This is a genomic window from Streptomyces paromomycinus, assembly GCF_003865155.1.
GTDB lineage: Bacteria > Actinomycetota > Actinomycetes > Streptomycetales > Streptomycetaceae > Streptomyces > Streptomyces chrestomyceticus.
Genome location: NZ_BHZD01000001.1, coordinates 9092499 through 9110824, shown reverse-complemented (window position 1 = coordinate 9110824; position 18326 = coordinate 9092499). Strand labels below are relative to the sequence as shown.

The 18326-nt window shown below is 73.1% G+C and carries 18 protein-coding genes; 11 read left to right on the top strand and 7 right to left on the bottom strand.

The features are described from left to right. Positions 1-9: 9 nt before the first annotated feature. Complete coding sequence (locus OEIGOIKO_RS38705) at positions 10-192, bottom strand: hypothetical protein (protein WP_125057965.1); 183 nt, start codon at positions 190-192, stop codon at positions 10-12. A 533-nt stretch (positions 193-725) separates the two neighbouring features. Here OEIGOIKO_RS38705 and OEIGOIKO_RS38700 point away from each other — a divergent pair. The 5 genes from OEIGOIKO_RS38700 (at position 726) to OEIGOIKO_RS38680 (ending at position 5594) form a co-directional block, all read left to right on the top strand. Continuing rightward, on the top strand, positions 726-2459 hold the full coding sequence (locus tag OEIGOIKO_RS38700) for an ABC transporter permease (RefSeq protein ID WP_125057964.1): 1734 nt from the start codon (positions 726-728) through the stop codon (positions 2457-2459). A 111-nt stretch (positions 2460-2570) separates the two neighbouring features. After that, on the top strand, positions 2571-3881 hold the full coding sequence (locus tag OEIGOIKO_RS38695; protein ID WP_246177847.1) for an ABC transporter ATP-binding protein: 1311 nt from the start codon (positions 2571-2573) through the stop codon (positions 3879-3881). A gap of 102 nt (positions 3882-3983) precedes the next feature. Next, complete coding sequence (locus OEIGOIKO_RS38690; protein ID WP_125057962.1) at positions 3984-4232, top strand: hypothetical protein; 249 nt, start codon at positions 3984-3986, stop codon at positions 4230-4232. Beyond that, positions 4229-5191: an endonuclease/exonuclease/phosphatase family protein gene (locus OEIGOIKO_RS38685; protein ID WP_125057961.1), complete on the top strand. Its 963-nt coding sequence runs from the start codon at positions 4229-4231 to the stop codon at positions 5189-5191. Before OEIGOIKO_RS38690 ends, OEIGOIKO_RS38685 begins: the two co-directional genes overlap by 4 nt. A gap of 73 nt (positions 5192-5264) precedes the next feature. Further along, complete coding sequence (locus tag OEIGOIKO_RS38680; protein ID WP_125057960.1) at positions 5265-5594, top strand: DUF3140 domain-containing protein; 330 nt, start codon at positions 5265-5267, stop codon at positions 5592-5594. 50 nt (positions 5595-5644) lie between these two features. Here OEIGOIKO_RS38680 and OEIGOIKO_RS38675 read toward each other — a convergent pair whose 3' ends face one another. Beyond that, positions 5645-6850 carry a helix-turn-helix domain-containing protein gene (locus OEIGOIKO_RS38675; protein WP_125057959.1) on the bottom strand — a complete coding sequence of 402 codons (1206 nt, stop codon included), beginning with the start codon at positions 6848-6850 and terminating at the stop codon, positions 5645-5647. Positions 6851-7220: 370 nt separating this feature from the next. Between OEIGOIKO_RS38675 and OEIGOIKO_RS38670 the strand changes: the two genes are divergently transcribed. The 3 genes from OEIGOIKO_RS38670 (at position 7221) to OEIGOIKO_RS38660 (ending at position 10911) form a co-directional block, all read left to right on the top strand. Beyond that, a complete protein-coding gene (locus OEIGOIKO_RS38670; RefSeq protein ID WP_125057958.1) occupies positions 7221-8291 on the top strand; it encodes an esterase/lipase family protein in 1071 nt (356 codons plus the stop codon). Positions 8292-8403: 112 nt separating this feature from the next. Further along, positions 8404-9108: a ribonuclease H family protein gene (locus OEIGOIKO_RS38665; protein WP_125057957.1), complete on the top strand. Its 705-nt coding sequence runs from the start codon at positions 8404-8406 to the stop codon at positions 9106-9108. A 426-nt stretch (positions 9109-9534) separates the two neighbouring features. Beyond that, entirely contained in the window at positions 9535-10911 is a 1377-nt protein-coding gene (locus OEIGOIKO_RS38660) for a hypothetical protein (RefSeq protein ID WP_125057956.1), read from the top strand. Between the two features lie 69 nt (positions 10912-10980). Here OEIGOIKO_RS38660 and OEIGOIKO_RS38655 read toward each other — a convergent pair whose 3' ends face one another. Next, positions 10981-11982, bottom strand: a complete 1002-nt coding sequence (locus OEIGOIKO_RS38655) for a helix-turn-helix domain-containing protein (RefSeq protein ID WP_125057955.1) — start codon at positions 11980-11982, stop codon at positions 10981-10983. Positions 11983-12105: 123 nt separating this feature from the next. Continuing rightward, on the bottom strand, positions 12106-12639 hold the full coding sequence (locus OEIGOIKO_RS38650; protein WP_125057954.1) for a 2,4'-dihydroxyacetophenone dioxygenase family protein: 534 nt from the start codon (positions 12637-12639) through the stop codon (positions 12106-12108). Positions 12640-12900: 261 nt separating this feature from the next. Between OEIGOIKO_RS38650 and OEIGOIKO_RS38645 the strand changes: the two genes are divergently transcribed. Further along, the gene (locus tag OEIGOIKO_RS38645) at positions 12901-13317 is read left to right on the top strand and encodes an SRPBCC family protein (RefSeq protein ID WP_125057953.1); all 417 of its coding nucleotides are present in this window, start codon (positions 12901-12903) and stop codon (positions 13315-13317) included. 79 nt (positions 13318-13396) lie between these two features. On the opposite strand, the gene OEIGOIKO_RS38640 is transcribed toward OEIGOIKO_RS38645, so the two are convergent. Beyond that, positions 13397-14071 carry a hypothetical protein gene (locus OEIGOIKO_RS38640; RefSeq protein ID WP_125057952.1) on the bottom strand — a complete coding sequence of 225 codons (675 nt, stop codon included), beginning with the start codon at positions 14069-14071 and terminating at the stop codon, positions 13397-13399. A gap of 354 nt (positions 14072-14425) precedes the next feature. On the opposite strand from OEIGOIKO_RS38640, the gene OEIGOIKO_RS38635 reads away from it, so the two are divergent. Then, positions 14426-14812, top strand: a complete 387-nt coding sequence (locus OEIGOIKO_RS38635) for a VOC family protein (protein ID WP_125057951.1) — start codon at positions 14426-14428, stop codon at positions 14810-14812. 5 nt (positions 14813-14817) lie between these two features. Further along, positions 14818-16434: a sensor histidine kinase gene (locus tag OEIGOIKO_RS38630; RefSeq protein ID WP_125057950.1), complete on the top strand. Its 1617-nt coding sequence runs from the start codon at positions 14818-14820 to the stop codon at positions 16432-16434. Positions 16435-16472: 38 nt separating this feature from the next. Here OEIGOIKO_RS38630 and OEIGOIKO_RS38625 read toward each other — a convergent pair whose 3' ends face one another. After that, complete coding sequence (locus OEIGOIKO_RS38625; RefSeq protein WP_125057949.1) at positions 16473-17264, bottom strand: ABC transporter permease; 792 nt, start codon at positions 17262-17264, stop codon at positions 16473-16475. Further along, positions 17264-18265: an ATP-binding cassette domain-containing protein gene (locus tag OEIGOIKO_RS38620; RefSeq protein ID WP_125057948.1), complete on the bottom strand. Its 1002-nt coding sequence runs from the start codon at positions 18263-18265 to the stop codon at positions 17264-17266. The genes OEIGOIKO_RS38625 and OEIGOIKO_RS38620 overlap by 1 nt, the downstream gene beginning before the upstream one ends. Positions 18266-18326: the final 61 nt, after the last annotated feature.

The window sequence follows — 18326 nt, the reverse complement described above, 5'->3', positions numbered from 1 at the left end:
CGCACCCGTTCAGCTCTCGCCCTCCTGGGAGGGGTGCAGGCCCAGCATCTCCAAGAGCATCTTCAGCTCGTCGGCGTCACGGGCCTGGCCCGCCAGGGTCAGCCGGGCCTGCCGCCGTACGGTGTCCGCCTCGGCTTCCTCGGAGGCGGCCGGGTCGGTCTGGTTCTCGCTGCGGTGGTCTTCCTTAATCATCACCGCCATTGTCCCATCACCCGGAGGGTCGCCGGTGCCCCGGGGGCCGGTCCGGGTCAGCCGCGGCCCCGGACCGGTCCCGGCTCGGCCTCCGTGCGGCGGAGCGGGCCCCGCGCGGGTGAATTCTGAACGCGTCTTCAGAACTTCCCGAGCCCCCCGCCAGGTGAATCCTGAACGCCTCCTCAGGAATTACGGATTCTTTTCACCGGACTCTTCCCGAAGCTGCCGTACGCCGATTTCCTGAAGAGGCTTTCAGCTTTACGGAAATCCCACGCGAGTTTTTGACCAGGCCGCGCATTGCGTGCCATCATTCTTTTCGGCGCCGGCCGTCCGAGGCCGTGCCGCCCCGTGCCGAAGAATTCGAGGAGGTGGTCGTTGTGCAGTACGGCGATCCTCCCAGTCCCGCTGGCCGCCCTCCCCGCTGACCGGGCCGTACGGCCCGCGGCATCCGCCTGCCGGGCAGCGTGCCCGCCCCGCGGCGACCGTTTCGCCGCCGCACCGGCCTGCCCGCACGAATTCTCTCGGGTACCTCCATGACGAAACTCCGCCAGTTCCCGTCCGGCGGCGCGATACGCGCTGCCCGAATGCGCCCCGTCGATCTCTTCGTCATCTGCGGCGTCGTCGCGCTCTTTTACCTCGTGGTCCGCGTCGGGGCCACCACCGACCAGCCTTTCCGTCCCGGAAACCCGCCGGCCGTCTCCACCGATCCCGGAAATCTGCCGTACTACGCGGCGCGTTCCATCCTGCGGATGTTCGCCGGACTGGTGCCCGCGGTCGTCTTCACCTTCGTGTTCGGCACCTGGGCCGCCCGCTCCCGGCGGGCCGCCAAGGTGATCGTCCCGGCGATCGACATCCTGCAGTCCGTACCGGTCCTGACCTTCCTCAGCATCACCGTCACCGGCTTCGTCGCCCTGTTCCCGCACTCCACGCTGGGCCTGGAGTGCGCCTCGGTCTTCGCCGTCTTCACCGCGCTGGTGTGGAACATGGCGCTGGCCTTCTACCAGTCGCTCGCCACCCAGCCACGGGAGCTGGACGAGGCGGCCCGGCTGATGGGGCTCACCCGGTGGCAGCGGTTCTGGAAGCTGGACGTGCCCAGCGGCATGATCTCCCAGGTCTGGAACGGCATGATCAGCTTCGGTGCCGCCTGGTTCGCGCTCAGCGCCTCCGAGACGATCAGTGTCAACCACCGCGACAACGCCCTGCCGGGCATCGGCTCGTACGTGGCCCAGGCCCTGGACGACGGCGAAGGCGCCCGGGTCGCACTGGCCGTCGGCGTGATGATCGTGACGGTGGTGTCGGTCAACTTCTTCTTCTGGCGGCCGCTGACGGCCTGGGCCGAGCGGTTCCGCACCGAGGAGTGCGAGATCGCGGAGCAGCCGCGTAGCTGGTTCCTGCAGCTGCTGCGCCGCTCCACCCTGCCCGGTCGTCTGGCGCGCGCTCTGCGCCCGGCCGGTGAGCGGCTGGACCGGGCCATGCGGGTGCTGGGCACCGCCCGCGGGCGGCTGCGGCACGACGCCGCGCGCCGCAGGGCGGCGGACATCGCCTTCACCGTGCTCTGCACCGCGGCCGTCGCGGCCATCGTGTGGAAAGCGTTCTCCTACGTCCTGGCCCATGTGCCGCTGCCGGAGATCGGCCACGACGCACTGCTGGCGCTGGTCACCTACGGCCGGGTGCTGCTGCTGGTCGCCTTCTCGACCGTCGTGTGGGTGCCCATCGGCGCGTGGATCGGCATGAACCCGAAGGTCAACCGGATCGCCCAGCCGGTCGTGCAGGTCCTGGCCTCCTTCCCCACCAACTTCGTCTTCCCGCTCGCGGTGGTGGTGCTGGGCGCCTCCGGCATCTCGCTGAACTGGGGCTGCATCGTCCTGATGGCGCTGGGCGCCCAGTGGTACGTGCTGTTCAACGTCATCGCGGGGGCCGGGGCCATCCCCGGCGACCTGCGCGAGGCCGCCGCCGACCTGGGGCTGCGCGGGTGGCTGCGCTGGCGGAAGCTGATCCTGCCGGCGGTCTTTCCGTCCTACGTCACCGGGGCGCTGACCGCGTCGGGCGGCGCCTGGAACGCCTCGATCCAGGCGGAGACCGTCAGTTACGGCACCACCACGCTCACCGCGTTCGGCATCGGCGCGTACATCCAGCAAGCCACCACCGACGGCGACTTCGCCCGCAACTTCCTCGGCGCCGTCCTGATGAGCGTCTACGTCGTCGTCATCAACCGGCTGTTCTGGCGGCGGCTGTACCGCTTCGCGATGAAGCGCTGCGCGCTGTAGCGGCGCCCACGGCCCTGCTGCCCGCTGCCCCGCCGCACCCGGCCACCGGCCCGCCCCGGCCGCCGCCGCCGCCGACCACCTCACCACTTCACACCACCTCGGAGCATCACCGTGAACACCTCCGTCATCAGCGTCCGCAACCTCCGCAAGACCTTCCCCGCCCCCTCCGGCGGCGTCCTGCCGGTCCTCGACGACGTGACCTTCGACCTGTACGAGGGCGAGGTCATCGCCCTGCTCGGTAAGTCCGGCTCGGGCAAGTCGACGCTGCTGCGCCACGTCGCCGGGCTGCTCACGCCCTCCGGCGGCACCGTCCACTACCGCGGGAAGCCGGTCACCGGCCCGAACCCCGGTACGGCGATGCTGTTCCAGTCCTTCGCCCTGATGCCGTGGCTGACGGTGCAGCAGAACGTCGAACTCGGCCTCCAGGCCCGGGGCGTGCACGCCGTCGAACGGCGGGGCCGGGCGCTGCGCGCCATCGACATGGTCGGCCTGGACGGCTTCGAGAACGCCTACCCCAAGGAGCTGTCCGGCGGGATGCGGCAGCGGGTCGGCTTCGCCCGCGCCCTGGTCGTCGAGCCGGACGTGCTGCTGATGGACGAGCCGTTCTCGGCCCTGGACGTCCTGACCGCGCAGACCCTCCGCAACGAGCTGCTGGACCTGCTCGCCCACCCCGACTCCCCCACCCGCACCGCCCTGCTGGTCACCCACTCCATCGAGGAGGCCGTCCAGCTCGCCGACCGGATTCTCGTGCTCGACACCGACCCGGGCCGGGTCAAGGCCGAGCTGCGCGTCGCCCTGCCGCACCCCCGCGACCGCCGCGACCCCGGCTTCGAGGCGCTGGTCGAGGACGCGTACGAGGCGCTGACCGGCCGGCGCACCGGGGCAGCGTCCGACGCCGCGGCCGCCCAGGACCCGCTGCGGGCCGCCGGTCCGCTGCCGGACGTCTCCGTGGAAGCCCTGACCGGGCTGCTGGAGTTCCTGGACACCCGCGGCGGTTCGACGGACCTGGCGGCGCTGGCCGACGCGCTGTCGTACGCGGTCGACGACCTGATGCCGCTGGTCGAGGCGGCGCAGTTGCTCGGTTACGCCAAGCTCACCGCCAACCGGCTGCACCTGACGGTGACCGGCCGCGGCTTCGCGCGCGCCGACATCCTCCCCCGCAAGCACCTGTTCGCGGCCGCCGCCCTCGCCAACGTCCCGCTCATCGCCACCATCCGCACGCTTCTGCTGGCCTCGGCGGGCGGGCGGCTGCGCGAGCCGTACCTGGTCGGCCGGCTCTGCGGCCACGTCCCCGAGCACGCCGCGCGCCGGCAGCTGGCCACGGCGGTCACCTGGGGCCGCTACGCGGAGCTGTACGAGTACGACGCCGACGACCGCGTCCTGCTGCTGCCCGCCGAGCACCGCCCTGCGAACGCCGCCTAGACGCCTGGCCCCCGGACGCCCGGGACACCACCCGGAGGCGTCCCGGGCGTCCGGGAGCCGTCACCCGAGAACGGCTCCGGCCCGTACCCGAGGAGAAGCACCATGCATCAGTCCCAGCGCAAGACCGCAACCGGCTCGTCCGGACACCCCACCGGCGTGGCGGAGGGCCTCCGCGCCCTGCTCGCCGTGGCCGTCCTCCCGACGGTGGTGGTGACCGCGGTCGCCCTGTCGCCGCCGGCCGCCACCGGGCTGATCTGCGCGGGGCTCCTGGGGGCCGGCTGCACCGCGGTCGGGTTCGCTGTCGCGGGCTGGCGCTGCCTCTCGCACCGTACGGACGGACGGCGTCGGTGAACCGACGGCGAGGCCGGGCCCGGGGCGCCCCCGGGGCCCGGCGGCCCGGCCTCCTGACGGCCGTACCGGCCCTGCTCCTCGCCGCCCTGCTGGCCTTCCCCGGCCAGCTGCCCGACACGCCGGGCCACCTGGGCAGCCTGGTCGAGACCGCGCTGCCCTGGTTCGGCGCCGCGGTCCCGGTCCTGCTCGGGTGGGCGGCGCTGCGGCGCTCCGTGGTGGGGGTGGCCGCGGCGCTGGTGCCCGCGGTGGTGTGGGCCTGTCAGTTCCTGCCGGGATACCTTCCGGGCGGGGACGGGGCGCGGGCCGACTTCCACGTCCTGACATACAACGTCGGCGGCGACCGTACCTCCCCCGCCGACATCGCCCGGCAGGTGACCGGCACGGACGCCGACGTGGTGGCGCTGGAGAAGGTCCCGGCCTCCGCCCTGCCCGCGTACGAGAAGGCGCTCGGCGCGGCCTACCCCCACCACACCACGGCGAACACCCTGGGCCTGTGGTCGCGTTACCCGGTGAGCGAGGTGGCGCCCCTGGATCTGGGCGGCGCCTGGCCGCACGCGATACGGGCCCTGATCCGCACCCCCGGAGGCGACACCGTCTTCTACGCCGTGCGCCTGCCGTCGGTGCGGGTCCGTGCCGACGCGGGCTTCACCGTAGAGGCGCGGGACCGCAGCGCGGCCGAGCTGGCGTCCCGGATCGGCGCGGACCGGGCCGCGCGCGTGGTGCTGCTGGGCGACCTCAACGGCAGCCTGCGCGACCGGGGCCTGGCGCCACTGGCCCGGCAGCTCGTCTCCGCCCAGCACGACGCCGGGCGGGGCCCCGGTTTCACCTGGCCCGCGGCGTTCCCGCTGGTCCGCATCGACCACGTGCTGGTCCGCGGGCTGCGCGCCACGGGGGCCACCGTGCTCCCGGACCGCCTCGGCAGCGACCACCGGCCGGTGCTGGTGGGGCTGCGCGGGTGAGGGCCGGGTTTGTGCGGGCGGGCCACCGGACACCCAGTGTGCGTACGTTCGAAACGATCTCCAGGAGGCGTCCATGACAGCGCAGATCGACGACGGGCTGTGGGACGAGTTCCACAAGGCCGTCAACATGACCTCGCGTGAGCTGCGGGAATGGCTGAGCGTCGAGGCCGCAGGCGAGAACAGCGAGGAGGTCCCCGACCGGGCCGGGCGGCCCTTGGGACGGCAGGTGCTGGAGATCCTGGGCAAGCGCCGCACCGACCTCACCGGGAGCGACGCCGAGGCGATGCGCCGCGTCGTGGAGATCGTCGGCAGCCAGCACCCGGAGGGCACGGACCCGAAGGCCGGCGGCGCGGACTGGCGCCACGGCCTGATGGACATCGGCCACGACCCGCTGAAGGAGTGAGCTCCGGGCCGTCCCGTCCGCACGGCGGCCCGCACGGCCCGGAGCCGGTGTCAGCCCCGTAGCGCCCGGGTACGCAGCGCCAGCAGCGCCTCGAAGCGGAATCCGGGGTCGGCGAGCCGGCCGTCGAAGAGCACGTCCAGGTGCCGCAGGCGCTTGCGTGCCGTCTGCGGGTGGATGCCGAGGGACCGGGCGACCTCGGGGGCGGTACGGCCCCAGGACATCAGGAGCGCTTCGAGCGTCTCCGCCAGCCGTGCCGCCCGGCCCGCGGGCAGCCCGTCGAGGACGCCCAGCGCCCGGTCCCCCAGCAGGCGTCCGATGGGCGCGCCGCCGAGCAGGTGGACGTCGGCCAGCCGGTCGCCGACGATCAGGAACTCGCCGTCCGGCGCGCCCGTGTCCCGGTGGTGGTTCAGCGCGAGCCGTACGCAGACGAGGGACACCCAGGCGTCGTGCGGCGCGACGGCCGGTCCGAGCGCCGCGGTGCGGCCGCGGGCCGCGGCGCGTACGTCCGCGGTTCCGGCGGGGCCGCCGCCGGCCGGCTCCGGGAGGACCGCCACGAGGTCGGCGCCGCGCGGCAGCACCAGCGCGTCCGGCCACGGCACGGTGCGGCGGCTGCCCGCCGCACCGCGGACGACGAGGCAGGCGACCTGGGCGGGCAGCGGCCAGCGGGCCCGCGCCGCGAGGGGTTCGAGCGGTTCGCGGGCCGCGCCGTGCGGCTGTTCCAGCAACGCCTGCGCCAGGGCCCGCCGGCTGCGCTGCACCTCGTCCTCCGCGTGGGCCTGGGCGGCGACGAAGCCCTTGACCGCCTCGTTGGACAGGGCGTTGATGTGGGTCAGTACGGCTTCGTGCAGCGGCAGGACGATCTCGGCGGGCAGCGAGGCCGTACGGGCGATCTCGGCGTACCGGCGGCCGCCCACCCGCGCGCCGACCCGGAAGGCGGCCTGGAGCCCGTCCGTGGTGCGCCCGTTGAGGAACTCCACGCGCCCCAGGTGGCGGAAGTGCCGTGCGTGGTGGTCCTGTGCGCTCTCCGGGGCCTCGGTCAGCTCCGCGAACTGACGCATCGCGCGGCACACCGAAGCGACCAGGTCCCGGCCCACGGAGGAGTCGAGCGGGCGCCGGTACGCGGGCACCTCCTGGCGGATGGCCTCGACCATCCCGGAGGCGATGGCGTCGATCCGGGGCCGCAGCAACGCGCCGAACGCCGCGGGCAGTTCGTGCCAGGGGCCGCGCGCGAACGTGTCACCCGGCGGACTGTGCATCGCGGGCCTCCTCCGGACCGTGGGCGGGACAGGTACGTCCCCGGGCCGGGATCGTGCCCTCTCCCGGCCCCGCCGGTCCAGCCTTGTGCGGACGGTCGCGCATGCCCTACCGCCGCCGGACCGCTGCACGGACGCTGCGGCGGCTGACCCGGCGAGGTACGGAAGTGTCACGCGGGTGACACCTTTCCCCTCTCCTCACCTTTTTCCCTGGTGCCACGGGCCGTACGGCGCGAACGTGGTCCCGACGTTACGCGCCGGTAGCTTCCCGGGGCCGCCCGCACGCACCATGTGGCCCCGGTACGCAGGTCCGACGCCGTGGCGTCCGCCCTTGTGGCGCCCGTACCGAACCACGGCATGAGGAGAACAACTGATGCGCAGCAACGGGACCATGCGCGCAAGACACCGGCGGCGGCCGGCCGCCGCGCTGACCGGGCTCGCGGTGGCGGCCGGCCTGGTACTGGCCGGAGCGACCGCGGCACCCGCGACGGCACGGACGGCGACCGAGACGCCGGGCGGCCGGGCCGCGCCGACCGCGCAGGCCACACCGACCGCTCAAGCACCGGCAGGCCGAGCCGCGCCCGCCGCGTCCGGGACCGCCGTCCCGACCGCCCCGGGCGCCTCCACGACCGCCGATCCTGTCGGCCCGCCGCAGGGCAACTTCCTGTCCGCCTTCCTCTACTCCACGACCCGGCCGACCGCCCTCCCCACCGGCGCCGACGACTGGACGTGCAAGCCGGGCCGGGCGCACCCCCGGCCGGTCGTCCTCGTCCACGGCACCTTCGAGAACCGGTACGCCAACTGGGCCGCCCTCTCCCCCGAGCTCAAGGACGACGGGTACTGCGTCTTCGCCCTCAACTACGGCGGGTCCAAGGGCCCGGTCCTGGGCACCGGCGACATCGCCGCCTCGGCGGGTCAGCTCGCCGCGTTCGTCGACCGGGTGCGGACGGCGACCGGCGCGGACAAGGTCGACATCGTCGGGCACTCGCAGGGCGGCATGATGCCGCGGCACTACATCAAGAACCTGGGCGGGGCGGCGAAGGTCGGCCGCCTGGTGGCCCTCGTCCCGTCCAACCACGGCACCTCGCTGCTCGGCCTCGGCCTGCTGGCCCGCCTGGTCCCCGGCGCGGACGCCGTCGTCGGCGCGGCCTGTCCCGCCTGCGAGCAGCAGATCGTCGGCTCGCGCTTCCTGAAGGAGCTGAACGCGGGCGGCGAGACCGATCCGGGCGTCGACTACACCGTGATCGCCACCTGGTACGACGAGGTCGTGACCCCGTACACCTCGGCGTTCCTGGCCCCGGCCCGCAACGTCAGCAACCAGACGATCCAGGGTTACTGTCTCGTCAACACCACCGCCCACATCAACATCACCTACGACCGGACGGCGACCCGCCTCGTCCGGAACACCCTCGACCCGGCCCACGCGCAGCGCCCCACCTGCTGAGCCGGTGCGGCCCCGGTGGGCGGGCGGGCAGCCGGCCGCCTGCCCGCCGGGGCTCCGGGTGCCGGACGGGCCGGTGGTCAGCACGGGCCGTGAAGACTGGCAGTATCGAGGGATGGCAGAACAGATCACAGCCGCGTGCGACGGGGCGTCGAAAGGGAACCCCGGGCCCGCGGCCTGGGCATGGGTCGTCGGGGACGGCGCGGGAACCGTGGAGCGCTGGGAGGCCGGCCCGCTGGGGACCGCGACCAACAACGTGGCGGAACTGACCGCGCTGCGGGAGCTGTTGGCGGCCACCGACCCCGCCGTGCCGCTCCAGGTGCGGATGGACTCGCAGTACGCGATGAAGGCGGTCACCACCTGGCTGCCGGGCTGGCGGAAGAAGGGCTGGAAGACCGCGGCGGGCAAGCCGGTGGCCAACCGTGACCTGATCGTCGGCATCGACGAGCTGCTCACCGGGCGGTCGGTGGAGTTCGTCTACGTACCGGCCCACCAGGTCGACGGCGACCCGCTGAACGCGGCGGCGGACGGCGCCGCCAGCGAGACCGCGCGCACCCAGCAGGCCATCAGCAGCGCCCTCGGCTCCGCGCTCCCCGCGCCGGAACCGGCCGGTGCGGCCTCCGGCGGGCGGTCCCGGCAGCCGTCGGCCGCCCGCGTCCCGTCCGCGCGAACGGGCAAGAGCCCGCGGCCGCGGGGCGGTTCCGTCAAGGCGCGGTTCCCCGGTCAGTGCCGGTGCGGACAGTCGTACGGCAAGGGCGAGACGATCGCGAAGAATCCGGACGGGTGGGGTCACCCCGCGTGCGCCGGAGCGGCCGGATAGCACCGTACGCGCCGCCCCGCGGAATGCCCGCGGGGCGGCGGCGCTTTCCCGGCGCGTACCCGGCCGGAAATGCGCGGGCACTGGAGCGTGCCGGAGAATTCGCGCACCCCATTATTCCTTCAAAAGCTCATCCTATTTTCCGACGAAAACGTTTCAGCACCATCGTCGCCCTCGCCACGCATACCTCGTACGGGTGAAGTACGCGCCTGTTGACGCCGACGTACTCCACCAAGGCGGCCCATCAGTGGAATCCTTTCTGCGTGATCAGGGAGCTGCCATTCGGGGAGCCCCATGACGCTGCAACCACCTCCCCCCGCCCCGCATCCGCACCGCGCCGCGCCTTCGCGCCGCCGTGCGCGCGGTCCGGGGACGGAATTGCGGAAAGAGTGGCTGGTAGAATTGAAGTTTTCTCGGTGTACAGCCCTGGTGGCCGCCGTAGGGTCCTTGGCGGCCGCCCTCACGGTCGGCGCCCCGGCGGCGACGTCCCAGGAGCCGCCGCCGGCCGCCGCGGACTCGTCGCGCTTCTCCCACGAGGGCGAGCAGCGGGCCTTCCACCACGAGCAGCTCCCGCAGCGGGCCATGCCCGGCGGCAGGTCCAGGGGCGTCATCACCCCCATCGGCCACCAGGGCTTCCAGCTCCGGTACGACGGCTCGGACCGCGGGCGCGTGCTGGCGCTCGAACGGCGCCACCGCCAGCTGCGCCCGGCTTCCCTCACGTCCTGGCTGAACTCCCGTTCCCAGGCGGCGGTGCACCTGTCGCGCTGTCCCACCCGGGTGCCGCTGTCCGGCGCCGACGGCTTCTGCTGGCAGCGCGGGTCGGGGGACGACCTGGGCTGGGCGTACGTCCCGCAGGGGCTCACCGGGTCCGGTGAGGCCGAGCCGCGCTCGGGCCGCTGGCAGGGGCGCAGCATCGTCGCCGCGAGCTGGGCGTCCAGCTACGACCACCCCAGTGCCCCGCGCAACCCCGCGAACCGGCCCTGGCGCGGCGCCAAGCAGGTCGACCACTTCATGAAGGTGTCCTTCACGGACGTCACCGACCGGGGCCGGCCCCGGTACCGCAGTGCCCTGCTCGTCGCCCCGCACGGCCAAGGCGGATTCACCGCCCTGAAGGGGCACGGCGACACCCTCTCCTGGTACGGCCCCTACCTCTTCCTCTACAGCAGCGAGCGGCTGCGCGTCTTCGACGTACGCCACCTGTGGGCCACCACCACGTCCTCCGGGCGCGTGGGGGTGCGCCGCGGTGCGGTGAGCGCCAACTGGCAGGCGGCGGCGCTGCCGCAGGTCGGGCAGTACTCCTTCGTCGGCCGCAGCGGGTGCGGGAGCAGGCCGAGTGAGACGCCGTGCTTCAGCGGCGCCTCCATCGACCACGGTTCGTCGTTCGCGCCGTCGCTGGTGACCGTCGAGACCAGCTCGCCGACCTCCCGTGTGGTGCGCTGGCCGCTGAGTCCGTCGTCCCACCTCCTGCGCTCCGACGAGCGCGGCCTGGTGCGGGCCAGTGCCGGCTACCGTGTCCCGCTGGCCGGTCCGCAGGGCGTCGTCCAGCAGGACGAACGGTTCTACTTCACCGCGATGTGCCCGGATGCCCGCCGGGTGTTCGGAGAGCCCTACTGCCTGTACCGGGGCGACTCCGGCGGTGCCGTGCGCGTGTGGAGCCGTACCCCGGCGGCTGCCGAGAACCTCTCGTACTGGCCCGCCACCGAACAGCTCTGGGTCTCCAACGAATCCCCGTACCGCAAGTACGTACGCCCCCGCCCCGAGCTGAACGGCCGCGTCGTCTACAACGTCCCGCTGTCGGACGACTGATCCCGTACGCCTGACCCGTACCGGTCGGCAAGCACGACGGCCGGTACGGTTCCGCTGCCCTCCGCGCACTCAGTTCTCCGCGCGGGGGGCTCTCTCCTGCTCGTCGCCCCGGCCCCGGCGGGGCGGGCGCAGTTCGCCCGGTGTCCGGCCGAAGTGCTCGCGGAAGACCCGGGTGAAGTGCGGCTGGCTGGCGAAGCCCCAGCGGTGGGCGATGTCCGCGACCGTCAGCCGGGCCGACGCCGGGTCGCGGAGCTGCTGCCGGGCCCGTTCCAGGCGGCGTTCGAGAATGTGGCGGGACGGGCTCAGGCCGGCCTGCCGGAAGTCCCGGCTCAGCTGGCGCGTGGAGATGCCGAGCGCGGCCGCCACGTGCGCGGCGCACAGCCGGGGGTCGGCGAGGTGCCGGTCGATGTGGTCCCGGGCGAGCAGCAGCCGGGCGCCCCGGTCCGCGCCGTCCGGGCCGCCGCGTACGGCCAGGCAGTGCACCAGCTCCAGCACGCGGCGCTCGGCCGCCGCCGGGTCGCCGGGGTCCGGGCGGCCGAAGCGGGCGGCCAGTACGGTTTCGAGGCGGCGCAGGAGCGGCGCCTCGGCCGCCGTACCGCTGCTGAAGACCAGCGGCACGGGCACTCCGCCGGGCAGGCACCGCTCGGTGAACACCTCGCGGGGGACGTCCACCAGCAGTTGGCGCATCGCGGTGGGGAATCCGAGCAGGTACGAGCGGCGGGTGTCGTAGAGGACCAGGTCGCCCGCGCCGAGGGTGAAGCAGCCGCCGCTGTGCAGGAAGACCGCCTGGCCGGAGACGAGCAGTGAGGCGAAGACCGAGTCCTTGGGGGACGTCCGGCAGGTCTGCGGGCTGCGTTCGACGACGTGCTCGTTGCCGGCGATGTCGGCGAGCCGCAGGCTGCCGAGCCCGGTGTTGGTCTGGGTGGCCAGCAGGCCGTCCTCGGAGTGCGGGGAGCAGCGCAGGCCGACCAGGGCCTGCCGGTTGTAGTCCTCCCACAGGTCCACCCGGTCCGCCGGGGCGACGGACCGGGTCGACATACGGGTGTAGCGGGCGGCGGGATGTCCGGGCAACTCCGCCTCCTTGCGTGAGCGAGTGTCCGACGGCGCGGCCCCGGCCGGACGGGGACATGCCGGGAGGCGCAGCCTACCTCCGGGAGCCGTGCCCGGACACGGCTCGGGAAGGGCGGCGCCCGCTCAGCGGAACAGACCGTCGACGTAGTCGGCGCCGAGGCCCACCCGCTCGTAGTGGGCGCGGCACATCGCGATGTAGTCGTGCACGTCGAAGTAGCCGGTGGGCTCGCCGGCCTCGTCGAGCCAGATGATCGGCCCCTTGACGATGAACAGCGTCTTCATGGGCTCCTCGCTCTCGTACGCGACCAGGGTGTGGCCCTCCCCCGGCGCCTCGTACACGAAGTCCCCGGCCGTCGCGGTCCAGGGCCGCTCCAGATAGCCCCACGTGCCGGAGATCGTGTAGGCGAACACCTCGTGCGGGTGGTAGTGCCGGTTGACCAGCCCCGCCTCCCTGGCGCACAGGATGTCGGACCAGGTGTTGTCCTTGACGTTGATCCACAGCGGGCGGGAGCCCACGGTCTCGGTGAAGGGGGCGTAGTAGCGGTCGTCGTCGGTGGCCGCGTCCGGGACGTACACCTCGGGCAGGGCGTCCGGCTTGAAGGAGTCCTTGATCGGCTGGAGGTTCTTCCAGAACTCGTCGCCTGGCTGCTCGGGCATGGTGTGCTCCGCGTTCCGTCCGGTCGGGTGGGGTCGGTGGCCGGAAGTCAACCCGTCCGGGGCCGCCCTGTCTTTCCCGGGACGGACACCGCGCTTGCCTGTTGCCGCCGTGTCCGCCGCCCCGCGCCGCGGCCGGTGGCGGTGAGGCTGAAGGACGGACCCGTTCACAGCGAACGGGTGGTTGTGGGGCCTTCACCCGCCTTCTGCGGGCAGACGCTTACGGAGGGGGCACGGAAGGCCGGCGACGACGATGGGTTTGGCATGAGCGAATACGAGCGTTCCCGTACGATGCCCGCACTGCCTGAGCATGTGTTCGACCAGGCCAGTGTCGTGGGACAACTCGACAGCTGGCTGCCGCAGGGACTGCACGTGGAGGCGGCGGACCTGCCGGCCGTGACGGTGCACGAGGACCGTACGGGCGAGGACGAGGCCGGCCTCTTCCGCGCCGAGCGGGACCAGATGCGGCTGGAGTGGGGCACCAGGGACAGCGGCAACTACGCCGGCTGGCTCCAGGTCGCCGGCATCGGGAGCGGCGCCAGCGAGGTGACGGTCCACCTGTCCTTCTTCGACGAGCAGCACGACCCCGGGGCCGACGCGGTCACCGACGAGCTGGACCGCAGTCTGGAGCGTCTGGACGAGCTGGTACGGCTGCGCATGGACGGCGGCGGCGCCGGCTGAGAGCCGGGGTCACCGAACAGGCTCCGAGGCGCGTACGCAGGCGTGCGGGCACCGTGCCGTGCCCGCACGCCGCCGCCCGTCAGCGCTTGCGCTGGAAGGTCTCTCCCCGGTGCGCGCCGGTGGAGCAGGACGCCTTCTCGGACGCGGTCATCTTGCGGGTCTTGACCACCACCGCGTTGCTGACGCCGTCCGTACCGTTGGCGGCCGGGCCGGTGACGGTGTCCGGGACGAACCAGTAGTAGTGCCCCCACTTGGGGCTGTCGTAATGGGTCTGCCAGGTGCCCGAGACGGTCTGCATCACCTGGGCGCGCGAGATCCAGCCGACCTCGCCGGGCTGCACCGTCATGTTCAGCGAGCTGTTCTCGGTGTGCGAGCTGGACCAGGTGTGGCTGTACGTGGCGGTGACGCTGAGGTCGATGATGCCCGCGAGCTTGCCGCCCGCGGTGACGGAGACCCCGGCCGAGTCGCTGGAGCCCACCGTGTCCGACCAGCCCATCGACTGGGTGGCGGGGGACGTGGTGCAGTTGTGGAGCGAGTTGGAGACCTGCCGGAAGCCGCCCAGGTACGCCTTGCCGAGCACCGGTTCGTTAAAGGTGCACTTGCCTGCGCCGGATGCGCAGTCGGCTATCAGCTGCTTGCGGTCCGGGCCGTCGGCCGCCGCTGCGGGCGCGGTCATCGCCGCGGTCAGGCCCGCGGCCGTCGCCGCGAGCACCAGCGCACGCCCTCCGTACCGCACGGTGCGGTTCTTCGCCATGTCTCTGTTCCTGCCTCTCGCCTTGCCTCGTGCACGCGGCGGCCGTTGACCCGGCAACAGGTCTACGGCCGCCGCCTGTTGCCTGAGAGGCTGGTGTAAACAGAGCCTCAACAACACCAAGTGACGGTAAAGTTGTAGTTGATTCAGAAACGTCCCGATTGGTCTGGATCAATGGCGTCACCGGCCGGTCCGCCACCGGCTACGACCACCAGCGCAACCGACCGGGACTCCGGACGCGGACCCAACGGCCGATCACACGGCCGGACGCGCCCGCTATCGTCCACCACGGCCCGCCGACCAGCGGCGGACCGCTCCGCACGAGCCCCTTCACCCTCCAGGAGACGGACGAACCCCATGCGCGTCATCGCCTTCGACCACCTCGTCCTCAACGTCGCGGACGCCGAGCGCGCCCTCGGCTTCTACTGCGGCCCGCTCGGCCTCGAACCGGTACGCGTCGAGGAATGGCGCGCGGGCAAGGCCCCCTTCCCCTCCGCCCGCGTCAGCCCGACGACCATCATCGACCTCGTCGAAGGGGACCGCGGCGAGTCCAACGTCGACCACATCTGCCTGGTCGTCGAGCCGCTGGACTGGCAGCAGGTCATCGACTCGGGCGTCTTCACGGTCGTGGACGGCCCCGGCCGGCGGTACGGCGCCCGGGGCGACGCGCAGTCCCTGTACGTCCTGGACCCGGACGGGAACACGGTCGAACTGCGCTGGTATCCGCAAGACGCCGGGGCGTAGCGGCGATGGGGGTCAAGACGGGCCCGGCCGTCCGCGATGCGGCGTTGTGGGCCGTGCTGTCGGCGGCCGCCGTACTGGACTACCGGGACCACCCGCGGTCCTCGGTCGCCTTGGGACTGGTGCTGCCGCTGCTCGTCCTGGCCGCGGCGGTGGCGGGCGGCCGCAGGTGGCCAGGGGCAGCCGTGGTCGTGGCCAACGGGCTGTGCGCGCTGGGCCTGACCGGTTCCGTCACCCCGGGGAACGGCTACCTGCCGGCGCTGGCCGTGTCGGCGTACCTGCTCGGAGCCCGGTCGGACCGCACGGGCCGGGCCCTGCTGGTGTTCGGCGGATGCCTGGCGGCCGACCTCCTGCTGTGTGCCGCGCTGCGGGCCGACCCTGTGTGGTGGTTCTACACGCTGGCCATGCTTCCCACGGCGATGGTGCTGCCATGGCTGGCCGGCCGGTACTGGCATGCCCGGCAGGCTCTGGTGCGCGGCGGGTGGGACCGGGCCCGCGTCCTGGAGCAGCAGCAGCGGCTGGTCGCCGACCGGGCCAAGTTCCGGGAACGGACACGGATCGCGGCCGACATGCACGACTCCCTCGGGCACGTCCTCAGCCTCGTGGCGCTGCGCGCGGGCGCCCTGGAACTGTCCCCGACGCTGAGCGGCCAGGACCGTGCAGACCTCGCCGAGCTGCGCGCGGCGGTGTCTGACGCGGTCGAGGAGCTGCGGGAGACCATCGGCGTACTGCGGGGTGATGCGGACGGCGATCCGGCGGTGGCGCCGAGGGAGTCGGTGGACGACCTCGTCGCCCGGGTGCGGACCTCCGGTGTGGCGGTGGACATGCACCGGGAGGACGCGCCACCTCGGCTTCCGCCACTGGTCGACCGGGCGGTGTACCGGGTGGTGCAGGAAGCGCTGACCAACGCCGTCAAGCACGCGCCCGGCAGTGCGGTGCGCATAGCGTTCGGCCGCGCGAGGCGCGGTACGGAGGTGACGGTACGGGTGACCAACTCCGCGCCGCCCGAGGGCGGTCCGGCGAAGGCGGTGACGGGCAACCGGGGTCTGGCCGGTCTGCGGGAACGCGTCTCGCTCGTCGGGGGAACGCTGCGGGCCGAGCCTTGCGGAGACGGCGGGTTCGAGGTGGTCGCCGTCCTGCCGGTCCGGGTGAGTACGGGCCGTCCGCCGACCGCCGGGGAGACCGTAGCTGCGGCCGCCGGGACACAACCGGCGTCGCACGGTGGGGACGCGCCGGAGTCGGCGCGGGGGCTCGCGGCCGCCCGGCGCCGTGCCCGCCTGCGGTTCGCCTCGGCGTTCGCGGTCCCGGCCGGAGCCGGACTGGTCCTGCTCGGGTCCGCCGCGCTCCTCGCCCATCAGCTGGCCTCCTGCGTACTGCGGCCGGCCGACTACGCGGCCCTGCGGACGGGAGAGGAGCGGGCCCGCTTCGCGGACGTCCTGCCGGAGCGGCCGTACCCCTACCCGTCCGACGCCATGCGGGCGTGGCCCGCCCCGCCCGGAGCCGCCTGCGACTTCTACCGGTCGAACGGCAGCCTGCTGGGCGAGGCCGACGTCTACCGGCTCTGCTACTCCGGTTCGCGGCTGGTGGCGAAAGACGTGCTGCCCGCCGAGCCGGAGCGCGGCTGACCGGACGGCACAGCGCGACTCCGGCCCGTGCGCGTCACTCAGGCATCGCGCCGGCCGAGTACCGCCCGGCCCACCAGGTGCGCGGCGGCCGTCCACACCAGCACGATCAGCAGCCCGACCGGCGCGGCGTAGGGGGCGCCGCCCCGCATGAAGTAACCGCCCGCGGTCTGCGGCAGGTAGTCGTTGACCGTCAGCAGTACGGGGCCTCCCAGGCCGGTGAGCATGTTCGGCAAGGCGGCGAGGAGGATGGCGAGCACCGACAGCACCGCGGCGGCATGCCGCAGGGCGAAGGCGGTGCCCACGGTCAGTACGGCGGTCAGGGCGCAGTACAGGCCCATCGCGAGCAGGTGGGAGAGCACCTCGGTGACCGTGAACGTGGCGTGGCCGCCGAAGGGCACCCAGGCCACCGCCACGCCGAGCACACCCCACAGCACACCGGCGGCGAAGGACACCGCGCCGGTCACCAGCGACTTGGCCAGCTGGACGCGGTGCCGTACGGGCACCCACAGCAGCGAGGTGCGCACACTGCCCGTCGCGTACTCGCTCGTCACGGCGGTCATCGCCAGGACGACGACCGCGAACTGCACGAGTGCCACGGAGGAGACCGGCGCGTTGCCCACCGGCTGGAGCGGCTCGCCGTTGATCCGCGCTATCGAGCCGTAGTAGAAGGTGAAGACCGCCGTCACCGCGGTCCCCGCCAGGAGGCATGCGTACGGGGCGCGGAGGGACCACAGCTTGGTCCACTCGGCGGCGACCGCGCCGCTGAAACCCCCGCCGCCGGGGCGGGAGGGAGCGCGTCCGGGTGCCCGGGGCGGCACGTCTGCCGACATCACACACCCCCTGCCGTACGCGCCGGAGCCGGGGCGGAACGGGTGGCGGCGCGTTCAGTGCTTTCAGTGTTTCCCGTGTTTTCCGTGTTTTCCGTGCCGTACTCCACGCTCTGCGCGGTCAATTCCATGTAGGTCTCCTCCAGCGAGGCGCCGACGCCGCGCAGTCCGTGCAGCCGTACCCCGAGCCGGTGGGCGAGATCACCGACCTCCCGGGCGGTACGGCCCCGGACGACGAGGTCCTCCGCACCGTCCGCCGTCACCCGTACGCCGTCCTGCCCCGTGAGGTGATCCGCCAGTCTGCGCCGGTCCTCCGGATCGGGCACGCACGCCTGGACCGAGCCCACCGAGCCGCCCGACAGCAGGTCCCGCAGCGGCGCGTCGGCGAGCAGTCTGCCCTTGCCGATGACGACCAGGTGATCGGCCGTCAGCTGCATCTCGCTCATCAGATGGCTGGAGAGGAACACCGTCCGGCCCTGGGCGGCCTGGTCCCGCACCAGCTCCCGTATCCAGCGCACTCCGTCGGGATCGAGGCCGTTGACCGGTTCGTCGAGGACCAGCACCTTCGGGTCGCCGAGCAGGGCGCCCGCGACGCCGAGGCGCTGGTACATACCGAGGGAGAACGCCCCGGCGCGCCGCCGCGCCACCGTGGCCAGTCCCACCGTCTCCAGCACCTCGTCCACGCGGCGCACCGGAATGCCGTTGCTGCGGGCCTGCGCGACGAGGTGGCCGCGCGCCGAGCGGGCCGGGTGCAGTGCCTTCGCGTCGAGGAGCGTGCCCACCTCGCGGACCGGGTGGCGCAGCGAGGCGTACGGCCTGCCGTCGATGAGCGCGGTGCCCGAGAACGGCCGGTCGAGACCGAGGATCATCCGCATCGTGGTCGACTTCCCGGCACCGTTGGGGCCGAGGAAGCCGGTCACCCGGCCCACGGTGACGTCCAGTGTCAGATCGTCGACGGCGACGGTGCCGCCATAGCGTTTGGTGAGCCCTCTGAGGGTGATCACGTGCGTCCTTCCGGGGTGCGGAGTCGTCTGCGGTGCTCCGACCGTAGGGAGCTGCGGCCGC